This window comes from Streptomyces sp. NPDC006140, from assembly GCF_040628815.1.
GTDB lineage: Bacteria > Actinomycetota > Actinomycetes > Streptomycetales > Streptomycetaceae > Streptomyces.
Window position 1 is genome coordinate 32849 of record NZ_JBEXTS010000031.1, and the last position, 11444, is coordinate 44292.

Annotated in this window: 11 protein-coding genes; 4 read left to right on the plus strand and 7 right to left on the minus strand. The window is 74.4% G+C overall.

What is annotated here, in order from left to right; genetic code table 11:
* Nucleotides 1–29: 29 nt before the first annotated feature.
* From ABZ386_RS41480 to ABZ386_RS41510, 7 genes are all read right to left on the minus strand, one after another.
* A complete protein-coding gene (locus ABZ386_RS41480; protein WP_358968672.1) occupies nucleotides 30–1085 on the minus strand; it encodes an acyltransferase domain-containing protein in 1056 nt (351 codons plus the stop codon).
* Nucleotides 1082–2116, minus strand: a complete 1035-nt coding sequence (locus ABZ386_RS41485; RefSeq protein ID WP_351345171.1) for a ketoacyl-ACP synthase III family protein — start codon at nucleotides 2114–2116, stop codon at nucleotides 1082–1084. Before ABZ386_RS41485 ends, ABZ386_RS41480 begins: the two co-directional genes overlap by 4 nt.
* A complete protein-coding gene (locus tag ABZ386_RS41490) occupies nucleotides 2113–3357 on the minus strand; it encodes a ketosynthase chain-length factor (protein ID WP_351345174.1) in 1245 nt (414 codons plus the stop codon). Before ABZ386_RS41490 ends, ABZ386_RS41485 begins: the two co-directional genes overlap by 4 nt.
* Nucleotides 3354–4622, minus strand: coding sequence for a beta-ketoacyl-[acyl-carrier-protein] synthase family protein (locus ABZ386_RS41495; protein WP_358968675.1), 1269 nt, complete (start codon nucleotides 4620–4622; stop codon nucleotides 3354–3356). The genes ABZ386_RS41490 and ABZ386_RS41495 overlap by 4 nt, the downstream gene beginning before the upstream one ends.
* Nucleotides 4619–4954: an antibiotic biosynthesis monooxygenase family protein gene (locus ABZ386_RS41500; RefSeq protein ID WP_351345180.1), complete on the minus strand. Its 336-nt coding sequence runs from the start codon at nucleotides 4952–4954 to the stop codon at nucleotides 4619–4621. The genes ABZ386_RS41495 and ABZ386_RS41500 overlap by 4 nt, the downstream gene beginning before the upstream one ends.
* 116 nt (nucleotides 4955–5070) lie before the next feature.
* Nucleotides 5071–5982 carry a hypothetical protein gene (locus ABZ386_RS41505; protein ID WP_358968680.1) on the minus strand — a complete coding sequence of 304 codons (912 nt, stop codon included), beginning with the start codon at nucleotides 5980–5982 and terminating at the stop codon, nucleotides 5071–5073.
* Nucleotides 5983–6097: 115 nt separating this feature from the next.
* Nucleotides 6098–6661, minus strand: coding sequence for a helix-turn-helix transcriptional regulator (locus ABZ386_RS41510; protein ID WP_114255094.1), 564 nt, complete (start codon nucleotides 6659–6661; stop codon nucleotides 6098–6100).
* A gap of 246 nt (nucleotides 6662–6907) precedes the next feature.
* On the opposite strand from ABZ386_RS41510, the gene ABZ386_RS41515 reads away from it, so the two are divergent.
* The 4 genes from ABZ386_RS41515 (at nucleotide 6908) to ABZ386_RS41530 (ending at nucleotide 11322) form a co-directional block, all read left to right on the plus strand.
* Entirely contained in the window at nucleotides 6908–8200 is a 1293-nt protein-coding gene (locus ABZ386_RS41515; protein ID WP_351345185.1) for an activator-dependent family glycosyltransferase, read from the plus strand.
* Nucleotides 8201–8273: 73 nt separating this feature from the next.
* A complete protein-coding gene (locus tag ABZ386_RS41520; protein ID WP_351345188.1) occupies nucleotides 8274–8900 on the plus strand; it encodes a dTDP-4-dehydrorhamnose 3,5-epimerase family protein in 627 nt (208 codons plus the stop codon).
* Nucleotides 8867–9871, plus strand: a complete 1005-nt coding sequence (locus ABZ386_RS41525) for an NAD(P)-dependent oxidoreductase (RefSeq protein WP_351345191.1) — start codon at nucleotides 8867–8869, stop codon at nucleotides 9869–9871. The genes ABZ386_RS41520 and ABZ386_RS41525 overlap by 34 nt, the downstream gene beginning before the upstream one ends.
* A complete protein-coding gene (locus ABZ386_RS41530) occupies nucleotides 9868–11322 on the plus strand; it encodes an NDP-hexose 2,3-dehydratase family protein (RefSeq protein ID WP_358968678.1) in 1455 nt (484 codons plus the stop codon). Before ABZ386_RS41525 ends, ABZ386_RS41530 begins: the two co-directional genes overlap by 4 nt.
* Nucleotides 11323–11444 lie beyond the last annotated feature (122 nt).

An 11444-nucleotide genomic window follows, 5' to 3' on the forward strand; every position in this document is an offset into this window, starting at 1 on the left:
CGCGTGCCTACAAAGGCACTCGACACGCGCTACACGGGCCGCGCCTGCGGTGCGCCGGCGAGGTCCCGCAGCGCCGCGGCGGCGGCCCGTACGGCGCGCACGTCGTCCTCGGCGGTTCCCGGCCGGGCCGGCAGCAGCGGGACGACGGCACAGCGGCCGGAGCGCACCGCCGGGTGGCGGCGGGCCAGTTGCGACAGCCCCTGCCCGGGCCCGGCCTCGACCAGCACCAGGTCGCCGCCCTGGGCGAGGAGGGCGTCGAGGGCGGGCCAGAACAGCACCGGCGCCACCGGCTGCCGCGTCCAGAACGCCGGGTCCTTCGCCTCCGCGGGCGTCAGGAACCGGGCCGTGTACCCGGACATGACCGGGATCCGGGGCTCGCCGACGGGCAGCGTGGCGATCCGCTCGTCGGCACCGCTCATGGCCGGGGCGAGGGCCGGGCTGTGGAACGCCGTGGAGGCCGGTACGCGCTGGAGCACGAAACCGGCGCCGGCCAGGGCCGCCATGACGGTGCGCAGCGGGTCGTCGGGGCCGGCCAGGACCGTCTGCCGCAGGGCGTTGACGGCGCCGACGACCACACCGTCGGTGAGGAAGGGCGCCACCTCCTCCCGGGTGGCGGCGACGGCGACCATCCCGCCGGGCGGCGCGTCCGCCAGCCGGGCGACGCGGTCGTGCACCATGGCGGCGGCGTCCGGCAGCGTGAAGACGCCGGAGAGGACCGCGGCGGCCACCTCGCCGATGCTGTGGCCGAGCAGGGCGACGGGGCGCACGCCCCAGCCGAGGACGAGCCGCCCGAGGGCGTAGTCCACCGCGAACAGCAGGGGCTGGGAGCGCGTGACGTGGTCCGTCAGCGCGGTGTCGAGGGATCCGAGCCAGTCCGCGCGCAGGCCGGTGCCGTGGGCGCCCGGCCCGGCGGCGTCCGCCAGCGCGGTCAGGGCCTCCTCCATCGCCTCGGCGAAGACGGGCTCGGCGGCCAGGAGGCCCGCGGCCATGCGCGGGTGCTGCGCTCCCTGGCCGGGCAGCAGCAGGGCGACCGGGCGGGGCGTGCCGCCGTCCCGCCCGTCCGCTGCCGGTCGCACGTGGTTCATCGGTCCCTCCAGGGGGGTGCGTCGAGGATCTCGACCACGGCGCAGGACCAGCTGAAGCCGGCGCCGACGCCGAAGAGCAGGCACGTGTCACCGGGCCCGAGCGCCCCGCCGGTGACCAGGTGGTCGAGCCCGGCGAAGGGGTCTCCGGCGCCCAGGTGCCCGATGGTCCGGCTCCAGGACCAGGTGCTGCGCGCGGGGTCGATGCCGAACTTCGCGAAGTAGGCGACGTGCAGGCGGCGGTGACCGAGGTGCGGCAGCACGAACCGGTCGATGTCCGCGAGGCCCAGCCCGGCGTCGGCGAGCGCCTGCTTGACGACGGCCTCCTGCGCGGAGGCGACCCGGGCGACGGTCGGGGCCACGCCGTGGCGGGCCAGGAAGTCCCGCTTGTGCGCGTCGAGATCGACGACCTCGCGGTGGCTGAACGGGGCGGGCCCGAACGGGTCGTCGCCGCGGTGCATGCCCTCCAGGTCGGGCGCGGAGACGGTCGCGATGCTGCGGACCCGGGCGAACCCGGAGTGCCGCGAGACCACGAGGGCGGTGCCGCCGTCGCCGTAGACGGTGCCCGGGTCGCTGCGCCACCGGTCGAACCCCGGCGGGCAGAACCGGTCGCCGGTGGTCACCAGGGCCGCCACCCGGGCCGGGTCGGCGGCCAGGTAGGCCCAGGCCAGGTCGAGTGCCGCCATGCCGCCGTTGGAGACCTGCCGGATCTCCATCGCGGGGCACTGGTTGCCGACGGCGGCCCGCTGCACGTACGAGGCGGGGGCCCACAGGTCGAAGCCCTGGTAGTAGAAGCTGGCGTGCAGCACCAGGTCGATGTCGCCGGGCTCGGCGGCGGCCCGCTGAAGTGCGGTCCGGGCGGCCCGGGCCGCCATCTCGGGGGCCGGGTCGCCCGCGGAGACCGTCACCGACTCCATCCGGGTGGAGCGGGCGACGGCGGCGTCGCAGCGGCCGTCCGCGACCGCGTCCGCGACCCGTTCGACGGGGGGCAGCCAGGTCCCGGTGGCCCGGATGTACAACGCGCCGCCGTTCATGCCGCGGCCCTCCCCCCGGACCGCTGCGCGACCGCGTCGGCGGGCGCGGGGGCCCGTACGACCATGGCGCTGTTGAAGCCGTGGTGGCCGCGGGCCAGGACCAGGGCCGCCGTGCCGGAGACCGGCCGGGGCCGCCCGAGGACGAGGTCGAGGCCGTAGCGGTCGGGGACCCGCGAGACGTTGACCGTGGGCGGGGCGAGCCGGTCGCGCAAGGTCAGCAGGGCGGTGACCACGTCGAGGGGTCCGGCGCCGGAGTAGAGCCGGCCGGTGGCGGTCTTGGGCACGGTGACCGGGACTCCTCCCGGGCCGAAGACCTCGGTCAGCGCCGCGGCCTCGGCCGCGTCGAGTTCGGGCACGCCGGCACCGTCGGCGAAGACGACGGCGATGTCCTCCGGCGCGGCCCCGGCGTCGGCGAGCGCCTGCTCGACGGCCCGGCGCAGGGCCGGGGGCCGCCCGGATCCGGGGCGCGGGTCGAAGGTGGCGCCGAACCCGGCGATCTCGCCGTAGTGACCGCGCCCGCGCGCCCGGGCCCCTTCGCCGCTCTCCAGCGTGAGCAGCGCGCCGCCCTCGCCGGGCAGATGACCGGAGGCCCGGTCGTCGAAGGGCAGGTAGGCGTCGGCGGTGAGCCGTCCGCCGGCCAGCTGGGCGGCCATGCCGTACGGGCACAGGGAGCAGTCCATGCCGCCGGAGATCATCAGCCGGGTGCCCGCGCGGATCTGGCGCCGGGCGTGGGCGAGGGCGTCCAGACCGCCGGCCTGCTCGCCGACGAAGACGCCGGTCGGCCCGTTCATGCCGTGCCGGATGGAGATCTGGCCGGTGTTGACGGCGTAGAACCAGGCGAAGGACATATAGGCGCTGACCTTCTTGGGGGACTCGCCCCACAGGTGCTGGAGTTCGCGCTGGCCGAAGCCGAAGCCGCCGGAGGCGCCGGCGGTGACGACGCCGCGTTCCAGCGACGGCACCGCGTCGAGGTCGAGGCCGGCGTCGGCGACGGCCCAGTCGGCGGCGGCCAGGGCGAACTGGGTCATGCGGTCGGTCTGCGGGATCAGCCGGCTCGGCAGGTGGTCGCCCGCCTCGAACCCGGTCACCTCGCCGGCCCGGCGGGTCGGATAGCGGCTGGGGTCGAAGGCCTGGACGCGCCGGATGCCGTCGTCGCCGCGCAGGGTCGCCGCCCAGTAGGCGTCGAGCCCGATGCCGGTGGGGGCGACGACGCCGATGCCGGTGACCACGACGGGGGTCATGCGGCCCGCCCCTCGGGCCGGCGCAGCACCATGGCGCTCTGGAAGCCGCCGAATCCGCTGCCCACGGTGAGCGCGGCCGACATGGTCCGCTCCCTGGCGTGCAGGGGGACGTAGTCCAGGTCGAGGTCGGGATCGGGGTCGGTCAGGTTGGCGGTGGGCGGGATGACGCCGTGTTCCAGGGCGAGGGCGGTGGCGGCGACCTCGATGGAGCCGATGGCGCCGAGCGAGTGCCCGATCATCGACTTGATGGAGCTGACCGGGACCCGGTGGGCGTGGGCGCCGAGGCTGCGCTTGAGGGCCGCCGTCTCGTGCACGTCGTTCTGCTTGGTGGCGGTGCCGTGGGCGTTGACGTAGCCGAGCGCCTCGGGGCCGAGCCGGGCCTCGTCGAGGGCGGCGTCGACGGCGGCGGCGAGCTCCCGCCCGTCGGTGCGCAGTCCGGTCATGTGGTACGCGTTGCCCCGGGAGGCGTAGCCGGCGATCTCGGCGTACACGTGGGCGCCGCGGCGCCGGGCCGCCGTGAGGTCCTCGAGGACCAGGACGGCGGCGCCCTCGCCGAGGACGAAGCCGTTGCGGGTGCGGTCGAAGGGGCGCAGCGCGGTCGCCGGGTCGTCGTTGCGGGGTGAGGTGGCCCGGATGGCGTCGAAGCAGGCCACGGTGATCGGGGAGATGGGGGCGTCGGTGGCCCCGGCGATCATCACGTCGGCGGTGCCCTCGCGGATGAGGGCCGCCGCGTGGCCGACCGAGTCGAGGCCGGAGGTGCAGCCGGCCGAGACGACGGTGCAGGGGCCTTCGGCGCCGGCCTCCCAGGCCAGTTCCGCGGCCATGGAGCTGGGCACGAAGTGGTCGTACAGGTGGGCGCTGGCGGCGGTGTGGTCGACCAGCCACTCCTGTCCGCCGCCGCTCAGGGCCACGTACTCCTCTTCGAGTTTCTGCGTGCAGCCGACCGCGCTGCCGAGGCTGACGCCGGTGCGGTGGGCGGTGTCGGGGTCGGGCTCCAGGCCGCTGTCGGTCATCGCCTCGCGCAGCGCGACCAGGGCGAACTGCGCCGCCCGGTCGAGCCGTTCGGCGTCCTCGGGGGTCAGGCCCTGCTCCGCGGCGTCGAAGTCGCACTCGGCCGCGATCCGGGAGCGGAAGGGAGCGGGGTCGAAGAGGCTGATGGTCCGGGTGGCGGTGCGGCCGCCGGTGACGGTCTGCCAGAACTGCTTGGTGCCGATGCCGCCGGGGGCCACCACCCCGATGCCGGTGATCGCGACCCGCCGGGTCATCGCGCCTCCCCGGTGGCGCTGCGCCGCTCCAGGTAGAGGTTGGAGCTGCTGGTGCTGATCGCCCGCAGCGCCTCGGCGTGCGGCCGGAAGTCGCTCTGGCCGACGGCGGCGCGGAAGGAGGCGACGTCGGCCCAGCGGGCGATGTTGACGTAGCTGTGCGGCTGTTCCAGGTGGCGTACGAGGGTGTAGCCGAGGAAGCCGGGCTGGCGCTCCATGAAGTGTGCCGTGCGGGCGAAGACGTCCTCGAACTCCTCCGGGGTGGTGCGGAGGGTGAAGCTGTTGACGAAGGTGGCCGGGCCGCCGGAGGCGGGGCCGGGCTGATCGGCTGACATGGGATCGGTGCTCCTCATCGTCCGGGCGTCCGGCGACGCGTCGCCGAGGTCAGACTGAAACCCTCGGTGGCGTGCCTCGCGGCGCCCTAGAAGACGGCTGGATCCCGCGCCCCGGGTCAGGGGCTGCCGCGCCCCAGCCGCACAGGGGTGCCGACGTCCCGCTGCCAGGCGTGGCCGAGTCCGGCGGCGGCGGCGATGGTGCTCCAGCCGGCCAGCTCGCCGCCCTGGTAGTGGACGATGTCGGAGCCGCTGCCCCGGGGCAGGGCCCGGCCCGCGACGATCTCGGCGAGCGGCAGGGGTCCGTGCCGGGTGCCGGCGGCGGGGCCGGGCGGGGGGACGAGGCTGACGTGCCGGACGGCGGGGCCGGCGGCGGCCGGCACGGCCGTGGCGGTCTGGTCGATGAGGAGCGCCCCGGCCGCGAGCCATTCGGCGCGGACGCGCGGGTGGCCGCCGGTGGTGGCGACGACGTCGGCGCCCGCGGCGGTGGCGCGGGCGTCCTCGGACATGCGCACCCTCAGGCCGGTGCGCAGGGCGGCGGCGGAGGCGAGCTCCCGGGCCTGGGCGGGGTCCCGGCCGACGACGTGCACCTCGGAGAGCGAGGGCAGCGCGTGGTGCAGCACGAGCAGGCAGGACCAGGCGGGTTCGCCCGAGCCGAAGAGGCCGAGCAGGGAGGGGGCCGGCGGGGCGAGGTAGCGCGCGGCGAGCCCGGAGGGGATGGCGCTGCGCCAGCCGTCCAGGGCGCCGGCGTCGACCAGGCCGAGGAGTGATCCGTCGTCGGCGAGCAGCAGTTCCACACGGGGGGCGGACTGGTCGGTGCCGGGGTCGAGGCGGACGGCGAAGCAGCGGCCGAAGGGGCCGGAGGCGTGGGGTCCCACGGTCAGCCGGCAGTGGGTCGCGGGGAGCAGGACCGGGGTCACGGGGCCGAGCGCCGGCCCGCGGCCCAGGAGCAGCCGCTGGACGTCGGAGAACCGCTCCTCCATGAAGGCCTCGTCGTCGAAGGCGTCGTCCACGTCTTCCGAGGACAGCATGATCGGCACAGCGGTCGTCCTCTCGGGACGGGCACGATGGGTATACAAACTTGAGTATCACGGGACGCGCCCGGTCATCCACCGAACCCGTGTCAACGGCCGGAAGGGCTCCCCGTCAGGCGCCCTTCTCCTCCCCGGCCATGACGTAGGCGCCCGCCTCCAGGCGCTCGATCAGCGCCTCGGTCCAGGCGGCCTGGCTCGCGGCGCTGTGCTCCCAGAGGCCGAGGAGTTCGCGGATGTGGGCCCGCTGCGGCCGCTCCCCCGCCGTCTCGTCGACCTTCGCGATCAGCTCGCTCTGCTCCGCCGAGAGCGACGCGATGCGCTCCCGCAACAGGGCGATCGCCTCCTCGCGGCTGAGCGCCGGCAGCAGCACGAGCGCCGCCCCCAGCATGTCCGGCCGGTTGTTCCCCTGGCGCAGCGCGTCACGCAGCAGCCGGAAGAACTCCTCCTCGCCCGGGGGCGCGATCTCGTAGTCGACCCGGCCGGGCCAGTCGGGGATGTCGGTCGACTTCAGCAGGCCGTCCTTGGCCAGCTGCCGGAGCGCGTGGTAGATCGAGCCGAACTTGATGTGCGCCCATTCGTCGGCACCCCAGGACAACAGCTCGGAGCGGACCAGATAGCCGTGCGCCCGGCCGTGCATCCGCACGACCCCCAGGACGAGCAATCGCGTGGCGGACATCGTCTCCCTGCTGAATCTCCCTCACGGCACGGACCGGTACCCGGTGCTCCGCGCATCGGCCGGACCCCGCCGGCTGATCCCACGGTAGTACACGACCTGCTGTTCTCCGCGAGGGCGGGAGGCACCGACCGCGTTCGAGCGCCCCGCGTCGAGCGCCGCTGCAACGACTCTCGACTCCCGCACGAGGTCACGGCCCGAGGGTGGAGGCCCATCGCATACGGGTCGTTCGCCGGAACAGGGGTTGGGATGCGGGTACTCTTCACCACCTTCGCCGCCAAGTCGCACATGCACGCCCAGGTGACACTCGCCTGGGCCCTGAAGGCGGCGGGGCACGACGTCAGGATCGCCAGTCACCCCGATCTCGCCGACGAGATCACCCGTACCGGGCTGACCGCCGTCGGGGTCGGGGAGGAGCTGCATCTCGACGAGCAGATGCAGGAGACCCAGGAGAACATCGGCCAGGACGTCGACCAGCTGGAGAGCCAGGCACAGGTCGGTCTCGACATGAGCGAGACCCGCCCGGAGCGGCTGACCTGGGACTACACACTCGGTGTGTTCACGGCCATGACCTCGGTCGTCTTCCAGAACTGCTGCTCCGACCAGATGGTCGACGAACTGGTGGAGCACTGCCGCTCCTGGAAGCCCGACCTGGTCCTGTGGGACACCATGACCTTCGCCGGCGCGATCGCCGCCATCGCCACGGGGACGGCGCACGGCCGGCTCCTCTTCGGGCTGGACCTCGCGGGCAAGATGCGCGCGACCTTCCTGGAGCAGCTCGCCGCGCGCCCGCCGGAGCTGCGGGACGACCCGCTGCGCGAGTGGCTCACCTGGAGCCTGGAGCGGCACGGCGCCTCCTTCGAGGAGGCCGCGGTGACGGGCGACTTCACCGTCTGCCCGCTGCCGGCGTCCATGCGGTTCCCGCTGGACCTGCACTACGTGCCGATGCGGTACGTGCCGTACAACGGCCAGTCCACCGTGCCGCAGTGGCTCCAGGAGCCGCCGAAGCGGGGCCGCCGGGTGTGCATCACCCTGGGCGTGGCGCACCGCGAGGTGCTGGGCTCCGACCGGGCGTCCATCGGCGACCTGCTGGAGGCCGTCGCGGGACTCGACGACGTCGAGGTCGTCGCCACGCTCAACGAGAACCAGCTCAAGGACTTCGACACCCTGCCGGACAACGTGCGGGCCGTCGACTTCGTCCCCCTCGACGCGCTGCTGCCCACCTGCGACGCGGTGATCCACCACGGCGGCTCGGGCAGCTTCGGCACGGCGATGATCCACGCCGTGCCCCAGCTCATCGTCGTCGACGGTGTCTGGGACACCATCAACAAGGCCCGCTATCTGGAACGGCGCCAGGCCGGGCTCTACGTGCCCGGCAAGCTCAGCGCGAAGGGACTGCGCGAGCTGCTCGTCCGCCTGCTCGAGGAACCGGTCTTCAAGCGCAACGCCGAGACCCTGCGGCGCGAGGCGCTCGCCGCTCCCGCCCCCGCGCAGGTCGTCCCCACGCTCGAGCGCCTGGCCGCCGAGCACCGCCGCCGATGACCGGCGCGAGACCCGCACCCGGGCCGCCACCGGCCCTGCCGTACCCCCTACTTCCCGGACGGTGAACCAAGCGATGCAGATCCGTAAGCTCAAGGTCGAGGGTGCCTTCGAGTTCACCCCCCGTCAGTTCCGCGACCACCGCGGGCTGTTCGTCTCGCCCTTCCAGCTGGAGGCGTTCCAGCAGGCGCTGGGCCGGCCGCACTTCCCGGTCGCGCAGACCAACCACAGCATCTCCCGGCGCGGCACGGTCCGCGGCATCCACTTCACCGTCACCCCGCCCGGTACCGCCAAGTACGTGTACTGCGCGCGCGGCCGGGCCCTCGACATCGTGGTCGACCTGCGGGTCGGCTCGCCCACCTTCATGCAGTGGGACGCGGTCGAGATGGACCAGGTCCACTTCCGCGCCTCGTACTTCCCGGTCGGCGTCGGCCACGCCTTCGTCGCGCTGGAGGACGACACCGTCATGTCCTACCTGCTCACGGGGCCGTACGTGGCCGAGAACGAGCTGGCCGTCGACATCTTCGACCGGGAGCTGGGCGTGCGGCTGCCCGCCGGGCTGGACGCGGTGCAGTCGGACCGGGACCGGGCGGCGCTGTCCTTCGCCGCGGCCCGGGCCCAGGGGCTGCTGCCCGACTACGCCGAGTCCGCGGCGGTCGAGGAGCGCCTGTGGCAGCCCTCCGGCATCGGCGCCCCGAACTGAGCACGGCGATGTCCCCCACCACGCAGGGCGGGGCGGCCCCCGGCACCGTGGCCGTGCTCGGTGCCACGGGGTGCGTCGGCCGCAGCGTCTGTGACGAACTGCTGCGCACCGGGCACCGGGTGCTCGCGGTGGCCCGGCACCCGGCGCCCCACACCCGCCCGCACGCCTTCGTCCCCCTCGACGTCGCCGGCACCGCCCCGGAGCGTCTCGCCGCGCTCCTCGACCGGCACGGCGTCACCGCGGTGATCAACGCCACCGGCGGCTGGGGCACCACCGTCGAGGAGATGCGCCGGGCGCACATCGACCTCCTGGAGCGCCTGGTCGACGGCTGTGCCGCGACCTCCCGGCGGCTGCGGGTCGTCCAGTTGGGGTCGATCCACGAGTACGGGCCGGTGCCGGACGGCGTCCTCATCGACGAACACCGCGAGCCCGGCCCGCTGACCCCCTACGGACTGACCAAGCGCACCGGTTCCGAGCACCTGCTCGCCCAGACCCGGGCGGGCCGGGTGGACGGGGTCGTGCTGCGCGCGGTCAACGTGTGCGGGCCGCACACCACGACGGCCAGCTTCCTCGGCGCCGTCGTGGCCCGGCTGCGCGCCCTCGGCCCCGGCGACGTGCTCAGCCTCGACGTCGCCGACGCCCGGCGGGACTTCGTCGACGTACGGGACCTGGCCCGGGCGGCCGTCGCCGCGGTGCACGCGCCGGTCACCGGCCTGGTCGTGAACATCGGGCGCGGCGAGGCGGTGCCGATGCGCGACCTGGTGCAGGCCCTGTTCGACGCGGCCGGCGTGGACGCCTCGTCGGCGCGGCTCAACTCCGCCGAGGTCGCCAGCAAGGGCGGCGGCTGGACCTGCGCGGACATCCGGTTCGCCGCCCAGGTGCTCGGCTGGCGGCCCACGATCCCGCTCGACGCCTCCGTCCGGGCCATGTGGGAAGCGGCAGCCGACACCACCTCCCTGGAGGTCTCATGAGCAACTCCCGTGCTCTCGCCACCGACTCCACCGACTCACCCACCCGGGACCCCGTCGAGCGGCGGATCGACGCCTCGGCGCGGCTGCGGACCGGCCCCCTCGGCGACCTCTCCGACTTCACGGACTGGTTCGCCGACTACGGCCGGCGGGCCTACACCCATGTCGACCGGGTCCCCCTGCAGGCCCTGGAGGGCTGGGAGACCGACCCGGACACCGGCGACCTGCGCCACCACACGGGCCGGTTCTTCACCGTGCACGGACTGGAGGTCGAGCACCCGGGCGCGCCGGTGCCGCGGTGGACGCAGCCGATCATCAACCAGCCCGAGATCGGCATCCTGGGCATCCTCACCGCCCCCATCGACGGGGTGCTGCACTGCCTGATGCAGGCGAAGGTCGAGCCCGGCAACGCCGAGGGGCTCCAGCTCTCCCCGACCGTCCAGGCGACCCGCAGCAACTACACCCGGGTCCACCAGGGGCGCCCGGTGCCGTACCTGGAGCACTTCCTGGACATCCACAGCCGCCCGGGCGTCCTCGCCGACGTGCGGCAGTCCGAGCAGGGGTCGTGGTTCTACCGCAAGCGCAACCGCAACGTGGTCGTCGAGCTGCCCGAGCCGGTGGAGGCCCTGGACGGGTACCGCTGGATGACGCTGGGCCAGATCCACGAGCTGCTCGGGCGCAAGGACACCGTCAACATGGACGCCCGGACGGTGCTGTCGTGCCTGCCGTTCACCGGTGCGGGCGTCGACCGGCCGGACGGCGACGACTTCCGGTCGGCGCTGCTGCGCTCGGGCGATCCCGGGGCGCTCAGTGTGCACAGTGCGCGGGAGATCCTCGGCTGGATCACCGACCGGCGCACCAGCAGCGACATCGCGGTCCGCCGGGTCGCGCTCGGCGAGCTGCGCGACTGGAGCCGCACCGACGACCGCATCCGGCACGACGCGGGCGCCTTCTTCGACGTCATCGGGGTCCGGGTGGACGCCGGCGGCCGTGAGGTCCACCGGTGGAGCCAGCCGATGATCGAGCCGGTGGGGCAGGGCGTCATCGCCTTCCTCGTCCGGCGGTTCGAGGGGGTGCTGCACGTCCTCGTGCACGCGCGCGTGGAGCCGGGTTTCGCGGACGTGGTGGAGCTGGGCCCGACCGTGCAGTGCGTCGCCGAGAGCCATGCGCGGCTGCCCGGCGGGACCGCGCCGCCCTTCCTCGACGAGGTGCTGCGGGCCCCCGCGGAGCGCGTCCGGTACGACACGGTGCTCTCCGAGGAGGGCGGCCGCTTCTTCCACGCGCTCAACCGCTACCTGATCGTGGAGACCGACCAGGACGTGCCCCGCGACCATCCCGACTACCGCTGGATGACGCTGCACCAGCTGTCGGACCTGCTGCGGCACAGCCACTACGTCAACGTCCAGGCCCGCAGCCTGATCGCCTGTCTGCACAGCCTGTTCCACGGGGCCTGACGGCAGGGTGCGCGAAACGCCGTGTCCCGGCTCCCGCGCTCCGGGGTGTCCGGGAGGCCGACCGGCTGGCTCCCGGCTCCAGGGCGTTCAAGGTGCTCATCGGTCGGCCCCTGTGCCCAGGG